The following is a 21,660-nucleotide window of genomic DNA, read 5'->3' on the forward strand; positions in this document are numbered from 1 at the left end:
CCTATGTTAGCAGAAGGCAAAAAATCTGTATAGTCTGTTTTGGCAAAGCGTTCAAAATAGATGTGGGCGGACCTTGTCGGCCCGCCCACTTATGGTGATTTTTTATATAGATACGCTGGTGGCTGCGCGAAATGCTGTGATTCCTGCGTCGAATGCCTGGCGAAGTTGTTCAACAACACTCAAGTCGCGTGCACGCCAGATGACTTCACATTCTTCGGGCTTCACATCAAGTGGATGTGGCGATCCGGACTGAAGCGTATCCAAAGGACCGAATACAGGATGCGATAGAACACTTTCAATCGGGAGGATTTCCAGAATGGTTCCCGTGATAAAGATTCCGTCAACGGATGATAACTCAGATAGGGGCAGTTTCACTTGTTCAACAGGGATGTCGAGTTGGCCAGCCAACTCCAAGACATACCGACGCGTGATGCCCGGAAGAATAAATCGATCCGTCGGCGCCGTAATCAACTTGCCATCCCGAACAAACCATAAGTTCGAGCTGGCCGACTCAATCATGTGTCCATCCCGAACGAGTAATGCTTCATCTGCCCCAGCATCATGCGCAGCTTGCTTTGCCAAAATATTTGGTAGCAAGTTGAGGGTTTTGATATACGAATTTGCCCACCGCTCATCCGGTTGAATAAGTAATTTGCCTGGTTTCTGATCGGGTTTCGCGGAAAGAGGTCGTACGACTAAACTGACGGATGGGACCGTTGTGTCAGCGGGAAACAAGTGATTTCTCGCGGCAGCCCCGCGCGTCACTTGAAGGTAGATGCTTGCCTCCTCTTCCGCACTTCGCTGGATCGCCGAAACGATCAACTCTTTATAGCCGTCTGCATCATGAGGTGAGGGAATGCGAATTGCATGAAGACTGTTCAGAAGACGTTCAATGTGCCAATCCAAAAGAAACGGTTGACCACCGTAGACGCGGATGACTTCGTAGACACCGTCACCGAATTCGTGGCCGCGTTCTTCGATGGGAACGACGGAACTGGTTGGATCGAGAAATTTACCATTGTAGTAGCCAATAACAGGCATGTTATTATCCCCTCACTTTGACGCAATCTTACGATCATTATAAAGTAAGAGGTAGGATGACTGAAGAGGTTGTCCGAAAGGGTTCACAGAACTTTTCTTCACTGCGACACACTATGAAAGGAATCTGATAACACATGGCAGATTGCTTATTCTGCAAGCTCGTATCTGGCGAGATTCCGTCGGATAAGGTGTATGAGGATGATGAGGTACTTGCATTCCGCGATATTCGTCCGCAGACTCCTGTGCATGTGCTGGTCATTCCAAAGAAGCACATCCAGTCCGCCCAGACGGTGACAGCTGAAGATGCAGGCCTTATCGGTCGGTTACATAGTGTCATCCCGCAAGTGGCAGAAACCCTTGGTGTCGCGAAGGATGGTTACCGGGTCGTGACAAACATCGGTTTGCACGGACAGCAGACCGTGCCGCATCTTCACTATCACATTCTCGGCGGTCGGCAATTAGGATGGCCTCCAGGTTAATCTGGAAGGCCATCCTGTCCGACCACGTCAAGTGGTGGAACGTCTGCTCCGTTGAGCACCAAATGAGCAACTACGTTTGCATTGATGCTTCCGATGGCAGAGCAGTACTTTTCTTCACTTAATCGAATGGCTCTCCAGGCTTTTGCTGCGGGCACTTCTCCCTGCATGTGATAGGTTAAATGAATTTCCGTAAACGCCTTTGGGTGTTCTTCACGTCGCTCGGCTTTTGCCTCGATTTCCAACTCCTCCAAAGACAGCCGCATGCGCTCAATGATCATGGCAATATCAATACCTGTGCATCCGACGATGCCCATGAGTAATAATTCCATAGGCCGATTGCCTTGGCCTGTACCACCGTCTTCTCGACGGGCATCCATGTAAACCGTGTGCCCGGACGGGCCGTCCGCTTGAAAATGGCGTTGGCCGAGCCATTTACTTGTCACTTTCATTTCCAACCACATCGCCCCCTACACTCTGTATTGTATCGCGCAAGAGGATGTACGTCACGCCAGAGCGCGTTCCAAAGGACAACAGGCGGCAAACGACGCGCGTTATCGTACAACCAACTGTCCTTCCATGCCAGGTTCAGGAATCCCCTTCTTGTCTGAGTAGTATCGGAACGATCCGGTCTTGTCTGGAGTGAAACGCACATCAGTTGTTCCACCCGGTTGTAAATTTGGCGAAAACACGAAGAAATCCGGCACAACAAAGTTGTGTACCGTTTGACCTCGATTGGCCACCACAATATGCAATGGTTTACCTTTGACGGCTTGAATTTGAGCAGGACGAATCGAACCGTCCTGAAGATTCACTTGGATAGTTTGTGCATGAACGAGTGAGATTGGAAGTATTGCGAGGATACCGACAAAAGCCATGGAACACCGCAGCGTGGCACGCACAAAAACACCTCATTGATGAATTCCTCGTTTTTTATTTCCTGTGTAGCATGTCTTTGCCGTATCCGTCTCATGCGTGTTTTGTTTCATCACGAATTGATCTCAGTAAATTATTCGGTATTAGCAAGTCTCTCATTAAGGAACCAAATGTGTTCAACGAATTACCCACGTTCAAAGTTCACGGGTCAGGGAAAGAATCTCCTAAACACTTCAAACTGAACCAGAGAGGTTAACTCATGGCCTGTTCATTTGTCTCGTTTGTTTCATTTCTAAAAGACCCTACCCAGCAGTAAAATACCAAACGACAGTGTTTGGTGATATGTTACCTGATTACGGATCCATAAAGGGTTTTATGCAGTAGTTTGATGCTAACAATGGAGTTCTCTGAGGATCTGTACCGCCCGAAAAGGTTTACTTGCTATGAAAGGTGTATTCCAGCTTGGATCCCCGCACAGAGCAGCCCCACTGTCGTGCCTCCGATTGCCCCTACGACGACGTCGCTAAAATGATGCAGGCCGCAATAGATGCGGGAAAAACATAAACAGAGTGCCATGACAAGCAGAATCTCCCGGAAAAACGGCAAGTGGATAGCTCCGCACGCAAGCGCGAGTGCCCCACCTGCGTGGTTGCTGGGAAATGATTCCCCTTGTTCGTGCGCAAGCAAAGGTTCAAACGGTTCCGTATCGAAAGGTCGTGGCCGCGCTGTCATGCGACTGATTGGTTCATGAATGAGTCGGATCGCCACGGCCGCGACAATCGAGGAAGAAACGCTCGCAAACGTAACGACGTAATGTTGCGTCGTTTGCAAGATGCCCGTCGCAGCTACGACGAGAACGGCCAGCATGAAAACAGGCGTGTATTTTGCAACGACCACCATGGCGGCATTTAGCCATGGAAGTCGGCGCCAAAGTCGATGGATCTCCCTTGTTATGAGTGCATCGCAATAAGTGCACGTTTGCCAAATCCAATTGGTTATTCCCATGAATTACTCTTCGCTTTCACCGGATAGTCAGAACCTCTCGCCATCCCTGTTTGCAGGTCTTGTCGGAAAGAAGAATCAAACTTGGATACGTTATGCAGCACGACGTCCGCCTCATGGTTGTACGTGAACGCTTGATGGCTGAAGTTCGCGCTGCCAATGATGAAGGTTGCGCCGTGATCGACATCGATTATCTTGGCATGCATCAGTTCTCCGCTGTAGGGTCGATAGTAGCGAACCATCGCCCCCGCGTTCCGCAATGTCTCGACTGCGGTACGGTTATAGGACTGTGTTGGGTCCACTAAAATTTCCACTGCGGTACCGCGTTTCACTGCCGTTTGTAAAGCGTTGATCACGTCGCGGTCAGACAAGTCAAATGCCTCCATGTCAATGCTGTGCTGCGCTTGTTGCACGGCTGCCAGGACAGCCGTTTGAATGGAATGGTCGTAAACCAGTGGAGCTGAGACAGTTGGCGCCTGTGCGGCTTGTCCGTTCGCCCGTTCAAAGTCCCACAAAAACATCGACTTGAAGCCGTTTGACGGATGGGAAATGACAACGGAAGCGTCGTTGTTGGCCCAACTGTTGCTGCCAAAGTTCATCCCGCCAATGAGCACACCGTCATCTGCGATAATCATCTTAACGTGATCAATTCCACGTTTAATGGAGATCTGCTTGACTGTCACGCCTGCTTGCCTCAATTCTGGATAGCCGACTTCTGTCGAATGCTTTTCCGTTTCATCCAAAACAACGCGAACGTCGACATTCCGTCTGCGCGCATCAGAGAGGGCTTTGATGACATCCGGATCAGATAGTTCGTACATATCGACATAAACTTCGTTGCGACTATTTTGAATGAGTTTTAGAGCGGCGTCTTTGACGTCGTTCCCCCAGACAAACTGGATGTCCTCATCGGTTACCGGGCCTGGCAGTACATGGCCGCTTGTCGTGGTCAAACTTGCTGGCGACAGACCACAACCCGAGCTTGCAATGAGGATTAGACCCGTCATGGATAGTGCGGCCAGTCTGGAGAAAAATCGCTTTTGGAACAATCTGTTCACCTCGTCGTCTGTAAGACCATTTCCCCGTCGGGACGCGGGCGGACAAACTCGTCAGCTTGCCTGCTTATGTCATGAAGTTCTGCAAGCGCAAAACGGAACCTTTTTACTATCCGATCATTCTCCAAAGTCATCTGAGACTTTTCACAGTGGAGCACTGGTGACAGAGGTCGAGGTGGGCCAGCGTGTTCGCGGAGCCTGGCCTAACTTTTTGCCAGGGGCCAAATGTGCTGAACCAAGAGCTGTGCTCGTTCTCCTCCTCGACGCTGAACGACACCTTGGATACCGAGCAATCTACCGTACGGCGTGAACAAAACAGCGCCTTCCGTTTTATAAACAGATTCAAACATCGTTGCGTCGAGCATACCCTGTTCGTCTTCCAGCGTAAAAAAGACCACCGTTCGACCACTTTTGGTGGGTGGGCGGTGCGGGCGGATCGCCAATCCTGCCACAGTTACTTGCGCGCCTTCTGGAGCACTCAGCACTGCATCCGTCGTCAGATAACCCTGTTTATCCAAATCAGTTCGGAGAAGTTGTAACCAGTGTCCAGAGACTCCGACGCCTAGTAAATTGTATTCATCCGCTAAACGACTCGCAAGCGATGTCGCTGCTCTCCTCGTTCCTTCCACTGGCGTCGTCAACTGTTTGAGCAACGGCCTATTCCCCTCCCGACGCATCGCCATCCACTGCGGTATATGCCAAAGGAGGGTTTGCCGATCCAGTGCTTCAATGGAATCAAAGGCACCAACACGAATGAGATTTTCCACGAGCAATCGGTGAACTTGAGGAACGCGCACGATAAAGTCAGAAGCACACGTGAATACACCATTTCGACTCCGTTCTTCGACAATGGACATGCCCGCCTCGGGTGTAAATCGTTTAATGAGCTGAAAACCCAAGCGTATCTGGTCTGGCTGTGGTGTACTGCACGACCAGTCGCTTTCATTGACATCGACAGGGAGAATCTTGATACCGCGCCGACGGGCTTCTGCGCAGATGACGTGAACGGGATAATAGCCCATCGGGTGCTGATTCAGTATAGAAGCGTAAAACTCCGCCGGATAGTGCTGAACAAGATACGCTGTCTTATACGCGGTCGTGGCAAATGCGGCCGCGTGCGCTTCACAAAATCCATAACTGGCGTATCCCTGAATATACGAAAAGATAGTGCTGGAAACGTCGTCCGGTATCCCGTTCTCGCGTGCTTTGAGGATAAATTTCTCACCGATTTGTTTCATTTCCGCGTGACTTCTGGCGTGACTCATCACCCGCCGCAATTCATCGGCTTCCCCCGGTGTGAAACAAGCAATAGCTGTCGCGATCTCGATGACCTGCTCTTGAAACAGCACCACACCGTATGTCTTGCCCAAAATCGGCTCCAGCTTTGGATGCAGGTAAGTAATCGGCTCATTTCCGTGGCGGCGGGCGATGAACGGATCAACCATGTTTCCCTGAATCGGGCCAGGCCGAATGAGGGCGACGCTGGCCACAATGTCCTCCAGTCCAGTTGCCCCCAAACGCGCCTGCAGCGCTCGCTGAGCTGGACTCTCCAGTTGAAACACGCCGATCGTGTCGCCACGCCTGATCATCTCGAACGTCGACTCATCATCGAGCGGAATGTTGTCGTAATCGATGGAGCGCAGGGAATTTGCACTCATTTGGACGGCCCCTTCGACAGCGGACATCGTCCGCAAAGAAAGTAAATCCAGTTTCACGAGACCGACATCTTCAACCGTCCGCTTATCAAATGGCGTGATCCACTCGCCCTTGGCAGAGGGCTGGAGACTGGTTGTTTCATATAGCGGATCGCGGCTGACGACGATTCCGCCCACATGCATGCCATAATGACGGGGATACCCAGCGACATGACTGGCAATTTGAAAGAGCCAGTGCAGTGTCTTTCGGTATTCCCGAAAATCGTTTAACTCGGGAACTCTGTCGAGTAAGCCGTCGAGATCGTCTGCGTGTGCTGACCACGGAACGCGCTTTGCCAATGGACTGAGCAATGCCTGCGGCAGTCCAAGCGCGCTCCCAATCTCCCGAATCGCCGACCTGCCGCGAAACGTCTGGTATGTGGCGACCCGCGCCACTTTGTCATTCCCATATTTGTCGTAGACGTACTGCATGACTTCATCTCGTCTGTCGCTGGCAAAGTCAATATCGATGTCTGGGCGTTCAGCGCGTTCGAGCGACATAAACCGCTCAAATAGAAGCCCACGCCCAGCAGCGTCCACATCCGTGATGTACAAACAATAAGCAACGGCCGAATCGGCGGCTGACCCGCGACCAGCACATCGAATTCTCCGACTCCGCGCAAACCGCACAATATCCCACACGACGAGAAAATAATCGACGTAACCCAGCCGAACAATAATATCCAACTCGTGCTCCAACCGCCTCATGAGCTCGTTATCCACACGCGGATAACGATCATGTGCACCTGCGTACACCAAACGCCGCAAGTACTCGACTCTATCTCCATCAGAGTCTTCCAACGAAAACGTGGGAAAGTGCGTCTCATTCAGGGCTAAAACCACTTGACACCGCTCTGCAATGGCAATTGTCTCGTGAATCGCTTGCGAATAGGCACCAAACCGCTCCATCGCTTCATCCGCATCGTGGAACCACGCTTGCCGATTGAGCGGACGCTTAGGATGGGGTGTGAACACATCACACCCGAGGCCAATACAGCGAAGTGCGTCGTGTACCGGAAACAGATGCTTATCGACATAATGAACATTGCTTGTCGCCACCAATGACACGCCGATGCTCTCGGATAACTGGTTCAGATCTTTTAAAACCGCTTCATTGCCGGGATACCCGTCTCTTTGCATCTCCAGATAAAATGAATCCCCAAAGCGATCACGATAGCGGCTCGCGAGCGCTTGTGCCGACGAGTAGTCATGGCCTCGCAGCAATTGCTGCAAGCGACTATTTCGACATCCCGACAGAATGATGAGTCCATCACCCAACCGAAATAAATCCCTTTCGTCGATTCTGGGATCTGTCCGCCTCTCCTCACCCGTGTACGCCAATGTGAGCAATTCACATAGATTGCGGTAACCTCGTCTTGTCTCGACGAGAACAGTCAGATGCGTTCCGTCCATCATCGTCAATTCCGCCCCGGAAATTGGTTTCACACCGTACACAGAAGCCCATTTGTGCAGTTCCGGTAATCCCGCGATACTGTTGTGATCTGTTAACGCTAAAGCTGGCATATGGTACATGGCGGACTGTGCAACATATGCCTCTATAGAAGAAGCCCCGTCTAAAAACGAGTACGGAGAATGGCAATGTAAGTGAACAAACATCTCAGTTCCCGCCTAATCCCAAGCTTTGTAGATATACCACTGGCCGCCCTCGAGTTCGAGTTCAAGCAATGCGTTCAGGTTCGTCCACACCCGAATCATTTGACGTTCTCCTTCACCTTGCCACCAGTTGCCCATCTCAACCCAGCGATCCAGCACTTCCACAACTGTGTGTTGTGTGTCTCTATCTGAAAACACTTGTGGTTCATCCCCGTTCCATCGATATACAGCGACTGGACGACGGACAATGCGGCTCACGAAAATCGACCTTCTCGAATGGCGTCGAGACGTTGTTCGCGAAACGTCGGCTTGGCACCCATTTTGATTTGCTTTGGAAACTTACGCATGAGGTGAGTGCGGACTTCTTCGAGATCTGCTTTGGATTTCGTCGAGATCGGATAAAACGCGTTATCATACAATAAAAAACCGGATTGAACGGACTCGAGTGGACGCAATTCAAACACGTAGACATCGAGCGACGACAATCGTTCTCCGACAATTTGAAAGCGTCCAGGTGAGAGTTGAGCAACGAGCGAAAAAGGCTGATAAACCGGCTGTTTCGCCATCTGCTCGTAACACCCCCGCCCCTCCTCCGTCCGCCAACTGAGGCCAAGTCCAAGCGCACCTGCGGACGCCTTTTGCAACTCTAGGCAAAGCGTCGTAGCCATGGAGTTCAGCAGTGTTTCTACAACATCTGTCGTAGAATCCTCACCGATAGGTGCACGCCAAGACATCCGTCGTTCAACGGGTGGATAGTTTACTTGCACTTGACCACCAGGTGTTTGCTCCAAAGTCCTTCTCCACAACCACGATTCCTTGCCAAAATGCGCTGCTAAAAGTGTATCTGTCACGTTCGACAAATCACCTAATCGATGAATGCCTAGACCCTGCAAGGCTTCTCGATCCGCCTTTGAGATAAACCAGATTGCAGCGATGGGCATTTGTTCGCTCCAACTTGTATCGAGTGCATCGGCCCCTCTCAAACAGCCTGCAACAGCTGGCGAAATGAGTAACTGCTGTCGACGTACGCGAACATACAGGGCTCCTTCGACCCGTTCGATGCGACTCCATGCAACTAAAGCCTGCGCTAAAAATGGATTCTCCGCTAAGCCAACCCGAAATCGTTGTTCTTCAGTCAAATGTTGCTCCATATCGAGAAGCAATTGACGCACTTCCGCAACGGGTGGTTTCTCGCCCGGAATTTGCAGAAAAAATGCATTGTGCATTGTCGTCGTACAGAGAAATGGAGAGATGCTCCATAGTGTTCGATAAATTGCCTGCATAGCTGGTGTAGGGGACTCTGGATATGTACAGACCAGCACATGTGGAAGCATGGCTAAAGCCGTTTTAAGTGGCCATCCCAATCGAATTCCAGCTTTCATCGCGGATACTGACGCATCTACGATGACGTCATCAGACACGGTTACATAAGCCGTTTTCGCATCTCCAGACAGCCCTTCACCTTGCCCAAATAATGTGTATTTCATCAAACCACCACCAGAACATACGTTCTGGCATTATTATATGTATCGTTCAACAAAGATACAAACATATGTTCGGTTTTTGAGCATAGAAAATTTTTCTTTCTGATTCTTGTCCATCAGCTGAAACATTTTCTCTGTGACATTCGTCTATATCTGTGAAAGGAAATTGAAAGGGCGGATTTTTGTGATCGGATTTGTCGTCACCATTGTTCTACTCGCTGCAGTACTCGGTTTGTTTGCCAAGCAAGCGCTATCCACAGAACAACAAATGAGCCTAGAGACGGATTCAGAGCAGAATGAGATCCAAAGGGCACCTGTTATCGACGAAAAGACTGGGACCTGATGTCCTCTAAACCAGGTCCCGCCGTGCACGACGTTCATACACACGATTTAGTCCCCGAGCCAATCCGTATAGACCTGCGGATATAGCGGAAACAAAGAAGCCAATCGGCCAACCCGTATCGTATCCTAAAATAAGTGCACCCCAAACAGTCATGACGGAAATGAGAACCGAATACGTCAGCACCTTCACCGGTCGCTTGCCTAAGCAACGAGCAGTCGCAGCTGGACCAATTAACAGACTAAAGCACAGCAAAGCCCCGACGACAGGAACAGTGACGGCAGTAGCCAATCCCACGACCACTAAGAAGGCCATTTCCAGACCGCGTAAGCGGATCCCGCGAGCAGCCGCAGAATCTTTCATAATCGATGCAAATAAAAGAGGTCTGTACAAAAAGCCAAGTATACCGACACAGACAACTCCAAGAACGGCTGTTTCCATCACTTGATTGGTACTTACGCCGACGATTTGGCCAAATAAAATGGCAAAGGCGTCTGTCGAATAATTATTGTCGAGTCCCAGAAAAAGCGCACCCGTTCCCAGTGCCACAATTAAGATAAGGGCTGTGACGACATCATGTCGACCGCGCTTACCGAGCCACCCGATACTGAGTGCACCACCAATCGAGAAAATAACAAGCCCGAGAAACGAATTGGCCCCAATTAAAAGCGAACCTGCAGCCCCGGAAAACCCCACTTTCGGAAGGACATGCGCAACAAACGCTGAGCCACGCAAGACGACAAAAAAGCCGACGAGTCCCACCAGAATGGCGACAATGGTTCCACTCATCAAGGCGTGAGCCATGAATGGCTGGGTAAAGAGCTCCACAGGAATGATATTCCCAATCATCTGTCCCATGTCACAAAGCCTCCCGCGGTTCCACTTTACGTGTTTTTGTTGTTGTTGACGGCCAAAGTCGCGATAACAAGTAAAAGAGAAAGATGAGAACGGCAATGAAGAAGCTCACTGGCCATCCACGATGCGTTGGAAGCCAAGTGTAACTGTCATAGGCAAGCACAATCCCAATACTGGTCGCCAACATTCCAATCACTGCAGACAGGATAGATGCCATCCCCACCTTGGTCGTGATCCGGATGGCCGTCGCCGCAGGGCCAATCAAAAGTGCCGTACTTAACAGCGAACCAATGACAAGCGATCCGTTTTCCACCGCCAGCGCCAGCAAAATCATGAACGCAATACTGACAAAGCGGACGGGAATCCCGCGTGATCGAGCTACTTCTGGGCTGATGGAACAGAGTAAGAGCGGGCGATAAAGAATGAGCAGCGCGATGATTGTCGCACCACCCACGGAAGCGACAATGGGCAATAATGATGAATGGATGACAAAAATTGAACCAAACAACACGAGCATGGAGGCATTTGCGTTGTTTCCTGTGTTCGTGTCAAAGTATAGGAACAACGCGCCGAGTCCCATGGCAAACGAGAGAATAATACCTGTTGCCACATCCCGGTTGCGCGCTCTGTTGCCAAGCAGCTCGACACCCGCGCCTGCGAGGACACCAAAGGATACGAAACCATACCAGGCGTTGAGACCGATGAGAAACGAACCGGAACCACCCGCCGCACCAATGTCCGTCAAGACGTGCCCCACAAACGATTGCCCGCGGATGACGACAAATACACCAATCATCCCGGAAAGTGCTGCAACGATGAGACCGATGACTAACGCATAGCCCACCTCTTTACTGTGAAACAGTCCGGGAGCTAGGATGGCACTCCACAATTGATTCATCCGCCCACCACGTCCTGATGTGTTGCTTCTTTCCTATCACAGTGTGCTCCCTCAACGAAATCCATCATCTCACTGCTTTCATCTGTGCCACCGACGACGAGAATTCTATTTTGGATCCGCAGCACTTCCACATGATAACCATACAGGGCGGATAGAACTGGGGTTTGAATTACCTCTTCCACAGTCCCCATCGCGGATCGGCCATTCGCCAAATAGAGTACTTTGTCCATGGCACTTAAGAGTGGATTCATATCGTGCGCCACGAACATGACTGCGAGTCCCTGTTCTCGGCTAAGCCGAGACACGAGACGAACCACTTCATAAGCGCTGCGAATGTCCAAATTGGACAGTGGCTCATCCAAAAGCAAAATTCTTGGATTCGTCAACAGCGCCTGCGCAATCAAGAGACGCTGTTGTTCCCCACCAGACAGTTTTCCTACCGGAGCTTCCCCAAAGTGCACAGCATCCACTGCCGCTAATGCTTCATCAATTCGATCACGCCGGGCACGACTTGGCAACGGTACGCCCCAGCGATGGCCATCCAATCCGAGTCCAACGAGGTCGCGTCCGCGAAGCGGTGTGTCGAGATCGAGATGGATTTTCTGTGGAACATATCCAATGAGACGGCTCATCTTGCGCGTAACCGTGCCGTCAACCAAAACCTCTCCGTCATTCGGCTTCAACAGCCCCAAAATCACTCGTAAGAGTGTCGTCTTACCGGCCCCATTCTGACCGATAACGCCCACAAACTCGCCTGATTTGATTTCTATATCAATATTATCCAGTACCGTTTTGTCACCAAACCGGACAGTCAGCTGCTTCAATTGAAGAATACTTTGTTCGTTCATTAGGAAATCGTCTCCGTTGATGTTCCGTTTTCAAGCGCATTCGTAATCGCCTTCGTTTCATCTTCCATCCACGTCTGATATGTGTGATTAGCCGGCATCGTCTCGTAGACCCCGACGGTGGGAATGTGGTCTTTCTTCGCTAGTGCCAAGAACGTCTTCGTGACATCTGTTATGACCTGCTGGTTATAGCAGAACACCTTGATTTTGTGTTGGTTAAACAAGTCTGTCTGGAGTTGAACGTCTTGCGGTGATGGATCCGTCCCGTTCATGATGGCTTCCTGGAATGACCACGGTGTTTTCACATCAAGTCCTGCTGCCTGTATGAGATAATCTGCGACCGGCTCTGTTACGGCGACGCCAGTGCCTGCATACTTGGATTGTAAATCGGCCAGCTCTTTTTTCCATGTGTTCAGCGAGTCCGTAAACTTCGTTAAATTGTTTTCGAAGTATTGCTTTTGGCTTGGATCCTGCTTTTCAAGTTGTTCTGCAATGAGCTCAGCAACACGCGGCATTGTATCCGTTTTGTACCAGAGGTGTGGATTTTGTGTATCTTGGCCATACCCTAGTTCTTTCGCAACGTCAATGACAGTACGCGGAGAGTTGGGAGAAGCAGATTCTAACTTATTCATAAAGTCGTCGTACCCTATCCCATTTTGAACAACGAGCGTTGCACCACTAATTACAGACGCATTTTTTGTACTTGCCTCGTACTCGTGCGGGTCCGTCGCAGGATCGCTCATGATCCCCGTCACAGACACATATTTTCCACCAATCTGTTTAATGACGTCCGCATATTCGCTTTCCGCGCCAACAGCTTGAATCACCTTCGCACCGTTTGTGGTTTTTGTCTCTGGTGACCCTGACCCATTCGCTGTATTTGTCGTACACCCCACCGCTAGTCCGGAAGTCACTAAAAGCCCCAATGTGACTGTGGAGATTCGTGCTATACGAAGCTTCATTCCCAATCTCTCCCTAATAAACCGTAATCGTTCCGAATTACATCACAGAGTATATCAACATGATTACGATTTGTAAATAAGTATTATTACGATTTATTGTGTGGAAATAAATCGAGATTTGCCAAGTCACAGGATGCGGGTGATAATATGGCCAGATGGGATTACAGCCAGCGCCTTGTCTGGTCGTATCAGAGGAGAGGATAGCATGGAGACCAGCACGGAAGCCATTTTACAGAAGTTGAAGCGAGCAGGTCTCAAATTTACCGGAAAACGTCAAGAAACGGTGGATTTGTTCGTCCGCAATCAAGATAAATATCTTTCGGCAAAAGAAGTGTATGAACACGTCAAAAGAATGTATCCGAGTGTCAGTTACGATACAATCTATCGAACATTAGCCACTTTGCTTGAACACAACATTATTGAGCACATGGAGTTCAGTGATGATGCCGCAAAATACCGTTTGAAGTGTCACGAATCACATCATCATCACCTTGTCTGCTTAGGCTGCGGCTCCACATTTCCCATTGACGAGTGTCCTATGGATCAGTTGTTGAACAAAATCGGCAATTTCAAGGTGCTCAACCATCGTTTTGAGATCTACGGATATTGCGCAGAGTGTCAATCCGCATCATAAATAAGAGACGTAGTGAGAGAAGTATGCCGTCACTAGGGTGAATTTCACTAATTGCTTAGGCTCTCGCTACTTTCCAAACCGTGGAGCAAGCCGCCCACTGGGACTGACTGCTTCTACATCACCGAGCAGCTCATTGACACGGATTGTGACATCCCGTGAAGGGATACGCTGTCCCACAGAGTCGTTCCTTTCACCCTGCTCCGAAACCCAGCGAGCGCTTTCCCGATGCGCTTCGTCAAGCAACCACTCGACGTCGAGTCCGACAAAACGAAACACATGCAATGGGTGCTCATCCGCATCGGCGAGCAAGTAGAACAATAGTGAAAGCATGTGTGAACAGAGTGGTTGCCAATCACTACATGTGCACTTCGCTTCCCATTTCAAGCGTTCAAATGTCGTCTCATCAGGAAATACATTGAGGCCATTCTCGTTTAAAAATGATAACAATTCTGGGTCCCACTCCGACGCGAAATGCGCCGCGATCCAGTCTGGACGATGAGCGAGCCATTTCGCGACATGTTTCCCGTGCTGCGTGTAATCCGCGAGCCACGGCAGGACAACTTGAAACGTCCCCCGCTCCGGCCCGCTCGCCCTCACTGTTGCCGTGATGGTTCCATCTCCCATGCGAACGTCCGAGACCGCCCCATTTTTTGCGTCTTGTCTCGCTTTTCGCACGCGTGACTTATCCGCTTGTGACAAGACGACTTTCCACGCCTGCTCAACCACACTCGCACGCGCTTTATGTCTCATGCCTCATCTTCCTCCCAGATACTTTGCTCGTTCAGCGCAAACAACGCTCGCAGCGCATTGTCGTCCATTTCCGTAACCCACTCATTCGATCCGCCCACAATCGCCTGTGACAATTCACGCTTCGACGTAATTAAATCGTCAATTCGTTCTTCAAGCGTCCCAGCACAAATCATCTTGTGCACTTGTACATCTTTCGTTTGACCGATTCGATACGCACGATCCGTCGCCTGGTCCTCAACAGCCGGATTCCACCAACGGTCGAAGTGAAACACATGGTTTGCTCGCGTCAAATTCAGCCCAACGCCCCCAGCTCGCAAAGACAAAACCAATATTGGCGACCGGTCCGCTCCACTCTGATAGGCATCGACCATTTGTCCCCGCACACTTGCCGACAGTCCACCATGCAAAAACTTTGGCCGTACGGATAACTCTGACTCAATCGTGTCGCAGAGAATTTCACCCATATCCCGGAATTGTGTGAAGACGAGCGCACCCTCACCCTCATCGACAACCGTTCGAAGCAACTCGATCAACTGGCGAAGTTTACCGGACCGGCGAACGGACGGTGTTCCTCCCGAAATCAGGCAGGGGTGATCGCAAACTTGTTTGAGTCGAACGAGCGTAGCTAAAATCTGTCCGCGGCGCGACATGCCTTGACCCTGCAACGGCTCGATATCCGTAAACAGTTGGTTGACCATCGCTTGATACAGCGCTGCCTGTTCATGCGTCAACATAGCACGCTCATTCACTTCCCACTTATCCGGCAACTCTGTCTGAATATCTGGATCTGATTTTCGACGACGAAGTAGAACCGGTCGCAGCAAAACCTGCAACTTTGCCGCAGCCTCCCCACTTGGATTTCTCAGCGTGGCATCGGCGAGTGTCCTTCGAAACCATGATGCTGATCCCAAATATCCCGGATTCAAAAAGTCCATCAGTGCCCACAATTCTTCCAAGCGGTTCTCCATAGGCGTGCCCGTTAGAGCAATTCGATGACCTGAACGAATACTGCGAATGGCTTGCGCCTGCTTGGTGTCCGCATTTTTAATGTTTTGTGCCTCATCGACTATCAAAGCGTCGAATTCGTAACTCTCAAGTAGTTCCAAGTCTCGAACAAGCGTGGCATACGTCGTCATGATGATATCCACGTCTGCATCCTTACCCACGTGACCTGTTAAATCACGCGCTGTACCGTGGTGAACATAGACAGATAGACTCGGCACAAAACGTGCCAGTTCTGCCCGCCAATTGGGGAGTAACGAAGTGGGACAGACCAACAGGTGAACACCTTTGGTCGTGGCTTCTTCCTGCAACTTCGACAAGTAAGCGAGTACTTGAATGGTTTTACCAAGGCCCATATCATCGGCCAAACATGCTCCACAACCGATAGACCGAAGATGAAGTAACCACGAATACCCAAAGTGTTGATAATGCCTCAATTTACCTTGAAACCGCTCTGGTACGGGGGTAAGCGGCGGATCGGATGCGCGTGTCAGCACCTGGATAACCTGTTCGATCGGCAGGGCTTCCTCTTGATAATCGACTTGGACAGGAACTTCGCTGCTGCTTTGCGCCATGAGAATGGCACGGGACAAATCCAGTACCCGAGTCGACTGCTTACTAACCCCGCCGAGTTGTTCTACCTGGCGTAAAATTTCATCGACTGGAACCAACCGCCATGAGCCACCCACTTGAACAAACGGTGTCTGGTTGGAGACCAATTGAATAAATTCATCCCGAGAAATTTCTTGGTCGTCGACGACGACGGACCAATCGAAATCAACGAGGCGATTGGCATCAAACCATTGTGGCCCTGCCGTGCCCTGTCGCTTTGTCTCCGACTTCGGTCGCTTTACCCGGACGCGCACCCGAATGCGGGAACCACTCTCGCGAAGCACTTCCGGGGCATCAATACGAAATCCAAGGGCTACCAATTTCGGTGTAGAATCCATCAAAAAAGCATACACATCGTCTGCAGCGATGGTACAACCACTCGGTGCAGGAAGCCGGATGGATTCCCCGATTTCCTTGGCCACACCCGCCGCCGATTTTAGCATTGGGAGAATCCATATGTCGGGTTCCTCGAGTATATCCTCACCCACTGGCCACAAACGCGTCGGTTGCCTCCACCAGTCTGCGAGCGGTTTCGACCAGCCAAAAAACCGATGGCGGATTTCATACGACAATTGCCAATCAGCCGTGGGCGCATCTCCCATCGGGGGAATCAACTGAAACGAAAGCGTGTAGAATTCACGACCGGAATAATCATCTAGCAGCGCGCGCATCCAGCCAGAATTGTGTAAAGCTTGCCTCATGGATCTCGCTACTAGCCATCCATCGGCCGGAAACGGTTCCGTCGTCTTGCGCAGCGACTCCATCCATGCCTCGAATACATCGGCCTCGCCGCGGTACATAACCCGGTACGATCCACCGCCACTTGACGATTGCGTACTGTCCACCACATCGACAATGCTGTCTCGGACAACGGTGTCAACAAACGAGACAATCATCCAGTCCATTTCATTCCGGACTGTCTTTGCATCAGCAACTCGATCCTGTTCCCTTGCAATCGTCGACGCCTTCGAGAGCAACGCCAAACGAACACTCCGGAATTCGGGAACGGACCAAGTCGGGACCCATAGACCCACGAATGAACCGTTGCCGGAAGCCCACGAAGGCATGACATCGTCCGTTGCCTCAGCCGTCTCACGAAGTACCTGCAAACAGTTGTTCACTGAAAATGACGATACAAAAGCCGCTCCCAAGACATCCTGCGAACGAACGATGGACCGTGCCAGCTCAAGTGCCTGTAACGCCAACTGTAACCTTCTTACGCCATCAGACGCAGGTTCCCGATCCTTCAGTGTACCGTCCTGCCTGCTTAACTCCAACAAAAAATTTGTAAACAACGCACCGGACAACTGAATTTCTCTAGAATTTATATCAAACGCTGAAAGAAGCCCATCATCGACGAATTTTTGGCCAACCTTATTGAGTACATCCTCATCGGCCTGACATAAGTCCTGCTCCCACGAGAACACGGCCCTATCCTGTTCATCGACTCTATCTCTCACCTGCCAGTCAAGCGAGATGGTCAATTTTTCCTGATTGCCATCCATGTTCTCACCGCTCTTTGCTCAGCCTAAATTAGAGATTCCAAAAATGACTGTTCTTCCATCATATCATTTGCAGGCGAAGTCCGTAAAACAGACATGAACGAAAAAAGGGGCTGTTGAACAAAAGTCCGCACTCCTGTTCAACACCCCTACAAAACACTTTGTATCAGACTCTAGCGTCGTCTCCTTCAAGATCATCCGGATTATCGTTAGCTGCGAGTGTTCGAACGTCACCAGCGATGGGGGCGTCGCGACCAATTCCGTCGCGATTTCCACCTTCGAAATACATATCATCTGGAGACTTTTCGCTGACAATGATACGATCCGCTTGGTCGATCATCTCATCACGTCGTATCTCATCACGCGTCTTCTTCACATCTGTCACGTCATGCATCTCCCTTCACATCTGCTCACACAATCACTCTTCTGGACCAGGTTCGCGACACAGATAGTCTGAACTACAGAAGTGCGCATATGCATGACCCTTGTCCCGTATCTTTAAATAGGACTTGTAAGCCACACCGCGTTTGAGGGATGCTGATGTTTCCTGGAATCGTTGCCAACTGCCTGCTTGATTTTTTTGTCTCCATGGGGCTCGTCATTGGCGGGTCACTGCTCGGAGGATTTGCCGCAGTTGTCACACACCACAACCCGAGTTATACGATGCTCGTCCTCGCGGACGACTTAAAAATATGGGCTCTGGTCGCCGCGCTTGGGGGCACAATGGATACACTGCGTGTCATCCACAAAGGCGTCTTTAGTTTTGCCGTGGGCCCGATGGCCAGACAGTTCATCTACCTTGTGGCCGCGTTCATCGGATGTCAAATCGGTTACATGATCATCGAGTGGCTCGTGAACGGAAGTGACAGACATCCGTGAAAAAATCGACCATGGCGCTTCTCCTGCTTGGGATACTAATCGGTAGCACGGGAACCACGTTGTATGTCACACGTGACCTCGATTCGCTGCATGACCAAGTAAAGGCGCTCACGCATGAAAAAGACCAACTCATCGTTGAGAATGAGTTGCTGTCTGCGCAGATCCAAAGCCCTGAAAAAAACCACCCATTGAAAGCGATCCGTGTCGACTGCACGACACCGACTGATCTGGCTGTTCAAACTGCTATCAAAAATCGTGTTCTCAAAGACCTATCTTTTCTCCAAGGAAAGCCACAAGACGTCCTGCTGGAAAACCCAAAACTACCATCCTATATCCTCGACGACCAATTCATGTATATCGATAATCGCAAGTTTCGACTGGCCGTTACACTTGTTATAATTGCTCACGACGAGTTATATATACAAGTTCGCGGGCGACTGGACCAGTGAACATGCTATAGGAGGCCTTCTGATGCTATACAGCGACATGTCGAAGGAACAATTACAAGCAGAAATGAAGGAACTACAGCGCAAAGGGCAACGCGCTTTTGATGAGGAAAATTGGAGTGAGTATGAAATTCACATGACCAAATGGTATCTCGCAGCCAGTTATGCAATGTTGCCCGACGTAACGATTGAAACCGGCCGTACCTACCGGATCGCGGAAGAGTACGACCGACTCACAGTGACTGGTCTCGAAGGCGTCATGGCATGGGGAATTCGCCAATCGACCGGCGAAACAACAGCCATCCCTATCGCGCGACTTGAAGAGTACGACGATGAGGGTGATTTTTCTAGTTAACGTATTTCCGACAACTCACTATGATAGTGAAATGGTAACGTCCTGTAAGGTCTTCGGTGCCTCATTGAGTGCTTTCGCACCATCATCCGTGATGAAAATCAAATCTTCAATCCGCACACCAAACTTTCCAGGCAAATAGATCCCTGGTTCAATACTCATCACCATACCGGGCTGAAGCACTTGTTTGTTCCCTGACATCACATACGGTGCCTCATGAACGTCAATGCCAACACCGTGCCCGGTGCGGTGCGTGAAATAGTCGCCATAGCCACCTTCTTCAATGACGGCCCGCACCGCATCATCCACTTCTCCCAGTGTGACCCCCGGCTTCGCTGTGCGAATACCCGCTTCGTTTGCTCGAAGGACCAACTCGTACACTTCACGAACTTCGTCCGTTGGCTCACCAAGCACAAACGTCCGTGTTATATCACTACAATAGTGCTCATGAATGCCGCCGGTGTCGACAATGAGCGTCGTCCCAGTTGTGAGAAGAGAACCATCCGGCTCGTGATGAGGCTCCGCCCCATTTTTCCCGACACCGACAATAGACGGGAAAGACAAACCTTGTGCACCGACTTCTTTCCATAGGCCAACAATCCTATCGGCGACTTGTTGTTCAGTCATACCCGGTTTCAATTCGCTCTTGATCCGGCCGACAACTTGATCCGCTTGCCGAGACGCATCCTTTAGCAGTCCCAATTCGAGTTCGTCCTTGATGACGCGGGCTTGCTCGATAAGCGGATCGCCACTGACAGTATGTAATTCATCAGGTAGAACTGCTTGTAATCCTAAAACGTGACGCGCTTGCCAAGCGCCATCTACGGCAACATGACCACGGACGGAACCAAATGCGCTCACAAACAATGGATACGCACTTTGTCCGTCTTTCCAAAAGTTCGTTTCGAGTCCCATCGCCTTCACAGGAACATCAAACATTTCATGTGCAATGACCGTCGCCGACCCATCTTTTCGAACAACCAATCCAGATGCGCGTTCACCGGTCTCCAACCATGTGCCCGTAAAATAGTAAAAACACGCTGGGTGCGTGAGAACAATGGCCTCTATATCCGAATTTGCCATGGCCGTTGCCAAACGTGACCTACGTTCTTCCTGTATATTTTCAATTTTCATTAGACCGCTACCTCCCTTTTCGACTTCAGTGTAACACTCGGCTCTCGACAGTGTTAAGCAGGTAACATGCAAATCTCGCCACTTGGTTCATCGTCACATCCACTTCACGATCCGTGAGAATATCACGCCCAGGCCGACTGTTGAAATCATATACGTACGCACATCCGTCATCGGATGAAATCCCCACATCAATACCAAGCATTCCCACTGTATTGTACCTTGCTGAAATGACTTCGGCAGCCTTGATGGCTGCATTTGCGATGCGGCCGAGATCGGCTTCCGTTAGATTCAATGACGTGAGGGTCTCACGGACTTCTGGATTCATCACCGTAAGTGACTGGATGGATCCCCCAGCGTGATAATTTGTCAGAGAGTGACCCGACTTTCCAAATCGGGCTGTCATAGCCGTCTTCCTCCAATTCCCAAATCTCCCTCGAACCAGTGTTACACGAAAATCTACCTTGCGTCCGTCTGGCGTCTGGATCAATTGTACATCATGCTGCAGCATATACGGACGCTTTTCCAACGCCTTTTGCAACTGACGAACGAGCTGTCGCTTCGTCCACTGTTCTGCAACGTGACGCCTGTAAAAACGCTCACCCTGCACTTGGTACAACTCGTTCCCAACTCGCGAAATCAACAGCATATTCCGCCCACCTGATCCGTAAACCGGTTTAAACCAGACCCGCCCATTCGTATCTTTCAGCAAGCGGACAACGTCATCCGCATCCACATTTACATGCGTCTGCGGCAACAGAGACTGACTGATAGGTGCCTGCATTTCAACCTCGACACTCTGTATGAGAACGTTTAATTCATCTTTCGCGGGAAACTTTGGGTTAAACATGACAACACCCAGTGCCGGCAATTTGTCTACGAGGCGACGATAAGCCACTTTGTGTGCTTTGAGGTCCGCCAAATACATCGCATCCCAAACGACACCGCCCGCAAGATGACATTGCCTGGGCTTCCATTCCTGCTGCTCCGTATCATCCAAAGACCAACCGTGGCAAATTCCACGGACACTATCCAGTCTTTCCGGCGTCGTCAAGACCATGTCGATCCCGATCCGCCGACACGCTCTGTCCAAAAATTGAAAGGTCATCTGCCTTCGCGGCAAGTGGTGCAACGCATCTGGAGTACTCCCTGTCAGCACAAAGAGCATGTCGGCTTCCCCCTCTTGTCCCCACATCAGTAAATGGTTTCT

The 21,660-nt window shown here is 50.5% G+C and carries 23 protein-coding genes; 6 read left to right on the top strand and 17 right to left on the bottom strand.

Annotated elements, in window-relative coordinates; all coding sequences use genetic code 11:
• Window positions 1–102: 102 nt before the first annotated feature.
• Window positions 103–1,041 (bottom strand): aminotransferase class IV, encoded by a 939-nt coding sequence (locus NZD86_RS16080; protein ID WP_268043061.1) that lies wholly within the window; start codon window positions 1,039–1,041, stop codon window positions 103–105.
• A gap of 134 nt (window positions 1,042–1,175) precedes the next feature.
• Here NZD86_RS16080 and NZD86_RS16085 point away from each other — a divergent pair, with 134 nt between their 5' ends.
• A complete protein-coding gene (locus NZD86_RS16085) occupies window positions 1,176–1,520 on the top strand; it encodes a histidine triad nucleotide-binding protein (RefSeq protein ID WP_268043062.1) in 345 nt (114 codons plus the stop codon).
• On the opposite strand, the gene NZD86_RS16090 is transcribed toward NZD86_RS16085, so the two are convergent.
• The 7 genes from NZD86_RS16090 to NZD86_RS16120 form a co-directional block, all read right to left on the bottom strand.
• A complete protein-coding gene (locus NZD86_RS16090; RefSeq protein ID WP_268046902.1) occupies window positions 1,517–1,969 on the bottom strand; it encodes an OsmC family protein in 453 nt (150 codons plus the stop codon). The two genes, NZD86_RS16085 and NZD86_RS16090, sit on opposite strands and share 4 nt — an antisense overlap.
• 102 nt (window positions 1,970–2,071) lie before the next feature.
• A complete protein-coding gene (locus NZD86_RS16095) occupies window positions 2,072–2,419 on the bottom strand; it encodes a cupredoxin domain-containing protein (RefSeq protein WP_268043063.1) in 348 nt (115 codons plus the stop codon).
• A gap of 415 nt (window positions 2,420–2,834) precedes the next feature.
• Window positions 2,835–3,398, bottom strand: a complete 564-nt coding sequence (locus NZD86_RS16100) for a phosphatase PAP2 family protein (RefSeq protein ID WP_268043064.1) — start codon at window positions 3,396–3,398, stop codon at window positions 2,835–2,837.
• A complete protein-coding gene (locus NZD86_RS16105; protein ID WP_268043065.1) occupies window positions 3,389–4,453 on the bottom strand; it encodes a phospholipase D-like domain-containing protein in 1,065 nt (354 codons plus the stop codon). The genes NZD86_RS16100 and NZD86_RS16105 overlap by 10 nt, the downstream gene beginning before the upstream one ends.
• Before the next feature lie 200 nt (window positions 4,454–4,653).
• Entirely contained in the window at window positions 4,654–7,761 is a 3,108-nt protein-coding gene (locus NZD86_RS16110; protein ID WP_268043066.1) for a DNA polymerase III subunit alpha, read from the bottom strand.
• A 12-nt stretch (window positions 7,762–7,773) separates the two neighbouring features.
• The gene (locus NZD86_RS16115; RefSeq protein ID WP_268043067.1) at window positions 7,774–8,016 is read right to left on the bottom strand and encodes a DUF6504 family protein; all 243 of its coding nucleotides are present in this window, start codon (window positions 8,014–8,016) and stop codon (window positions 7,774–7,776) included.
• On the bottom strand, window positions 8,013–9,245 hold the full coding sequence (locus tag NZD86_RS16120) for a Y-family DNA polymerase (RefSeq protein WP_268043068.1): 1,233 nt from the start codon (window positions 9,243–9,245) through the stop codon (window positions 8,013–8,015). Before NZD86_RS16120 ends, NZD86_RS16115 begins: the two co-directional genes overlap by 4 nt.
• Window positions 9,246–9,426: 181 nt before the next feature.
• Between NZD86_RS16120 and NZD86_RS16125 the strand changes: the two genes are divergently transcribed.
• Window positions 9,427–9,585: a hypothetical protein gene (locus NZD86_RS16125; RefSeq protein WP_268043069.1), complete on the top strand. Its 159-nt coding sequence runs from the start codon at window positions 9,427–9,429 to the stop codon at window positions 9,583–9,585.
• A 6-nt stretch (window positions 9,586–9,591) separates the two neighbouring features.
• Here NZD86_RS16125 and NZD86_RS16130 read toward each other — a convergent pair whose 3' ends face one another.
• Genes NZD86_RS16130 through NZD86_RS16145 form a run of 4 tightly spaced genes read right to left on the bottom strand, consistent with a single transcriptional unit; the run spans window position 9,592 to window position 13,142 of the window.
• Entirely contained in the window at window positions 9,592–10,440 is an 849-nt protein-coding gene (locus NZD86_RS16130) for a metal ABC transporter permease (protein WP_268043070.1), read from the bottom strand.
• Between the two features lies 1 nt (window position 10,441).
• A complete protein-coding gene (locus tag NZD86_RS16135; protein ID WP_268043071.1) occupies window positions 10,442–11,335 on the bottom strand; it encodes a metal ABC transporter permease in 894 nt (297 codons plus the stop codon).
• Window positions 11,332–12,183, bottom strand: coding sequence for a metal ABC transporter ATP-binding protein (locus NZD86_RS16140; RefSeq protein ID WP_268043072.1), 852 nt, complete (start codon window positions 12,181–12,183; stop codon window positions 11,332–11,334). The genes NZD86_RS16135 and NZD86_RS16140 overlap by 4 nt, the downstream gene beginning before the upstream one ends.
• A complete protein-coding gene (locus NZD86_RS16145) occupies window positions 12,183–13,142 on the bottom strand; it encodes a metal ABC transporter solute-binding protein, Zn/Mn family (RefSeq protein ID WP_268043073.1) in 960 nt (319 codons plus the stop codon). Before NZD86_RS16145 ends, NZD86_RS16140 begins: the two co-directional genes overlap by 1 nt.
• A gap of 205 nt (window positions 13,143–13,347) precedes the next feature.
• Between NZD86_RS16145 and NZD86_RS16150 the strand changes: the two genes are divergently transcribed.
• Window positions 13,348–13,776, top strand: coding sequence for a Fur family transcriptional regulator (locus NZD86_RS16150; protein WP_268043074.1), 429 nt, complete (start codon window positions 13,348–13,350; stop codon window positions 13,774–13,776).
• A gap of 66 nt (window positions 13,777–13,842) precedes the next feature.
• Here the strand turns inward: NZD86_RS16150 and NZD86_RS16155 are convergent, their stop codons facing one another.
• The 3 genes from NZD86_RS16155 to NZD86_RS16165 form a co-directional block, all read right to left on the bottom strand.
• Window positions 13,843–14,526 carry an SWIM zinc finger family protein gene (locus NZD86_RS16155; protein ID WP_268043075.1) on the bottom strand — a complete coding sequence of 228 codons (684 nt, stop codon included), beginning with the start codon at window positions 14,524–14,526 and terminating at the stop codon, window positions 13,843–13,845.
• Window positions 14,523–17,645 (bottom strand): DEAD/DEAH box helicase, encoded by a 3,123-nt coding sequence (locus tag NZD86_RS16160; RefSeq protein WP_268043076.1) that lies wholly within the window; start codon window positions 17,643–17,645, stop codon window positions 14,523–14,525. Before NZD86_RS16160 ends, NZD86_RS16155 begins: the two co-directional genes overlap by 4 nt.
• Window positions 17,646–17,808: 163 nt before the next feature.
• Window positions 17,809–18,027, bottom strand: coding sequence for a hypothetical protein (locus NZD86_RS16165; protein WP_268043077.1), 219 nt, complete (start codon window positions 18,025–18,027; stop codon window positions 17,809–17,811).
• Between the two features lie 155 nt (window positions 18,028–18,182).
• On the opposite strand from NZD86_RS16165, the gene NZD86_RS16170 reads away from it, so the two are divergent.
• Genes NZD86_RS16170 through NZD86_RS16180 form a run of 3 tightly spaced genes read left to right on the top strand, consistent with a single transcriptional unit; the run spans window position 18,183 to window position 19,322 of the window.
• The gene (locus NZD86_RS16170) at window positions 18,183–18,521 is read left to right on the top strand and encodes a YtrH family sporulation protein (protein ID WP_268043078.1); all 339 of its coding nucleotides are present in this window, start codon (window positions 18,183–18,185) and stop codon (window positions 18,519–18,521) included.
• Complete coding sequence (locus tag NZD86_RS16175; protein ID WP_268043079.1) at window positions 18,518–18,970, top strand: hypothetical protein; 453 nt, start codon at window positions 18,518–18,520, stop codon at window positions 18,968–18,970. Before NZD86_RS16170 ends, NZD86_RS16175 begins: the two co-directional genes overlap by 4 nt.
• Window positions 18,971–18,992: 22 nt before the next feature.
• The gene (locus NZD86_RS16180) at window positions 18,993–19,322 is read left to right on the top strand and encodes a DUF1811 family protein (RefSeq protein ID WP_268043080.1); all 330 of its coding nucleotides are present in this window, start codon (window positions 18,993–18,995) and stop codon (window positions 19,320–19,322) included.
• Between the two features lie 18 nt (window positions 19,323–19,340).
• Here the strand turns inward: NZD86_RS16180 and NZD86_RS16185 are convergent, their stop codons facing one another.
• Together NZD86_RS16185 and NZD86_RS16190 are read right to left on the bottom strand one after the other, a co-directional pair.
• Window positions 19,341–20,453, bottom strand: a complete 1,113-nt coding sequence (locus NZD86_RS16185) for a M24 family metallopeptidase (RefSeq protein WP_268043081.1) — start codon at window positions 20,451–20,453, stop codon at window positions 19,341–19,343.
• A gap of 25 nt (window positions 20,454–20,478) precedes the next feature.
• A complete protein-coding gene (locus NZD86_RS16190) occupies window positions 20,479–21,618 on the bottom strand; it encodes a YheC/YheD family protein (RefSeq protein ID WP_268043082.1) in 1,140 nt (379 codons plus the stop codon).
• Window positions 21,619–21,660: the final 42 nt, after the last annotated feature.

This window comes from Alicyclobacillus dauci (assembly GCF_026651605.1).
Taxonomy (GTDB): Bacteria; Bacillota; Bacilli; order Alicyclobacillales; family Alicyclobacillaceae; genus Alicyclobacillus; species Alicyclobacillus dauci.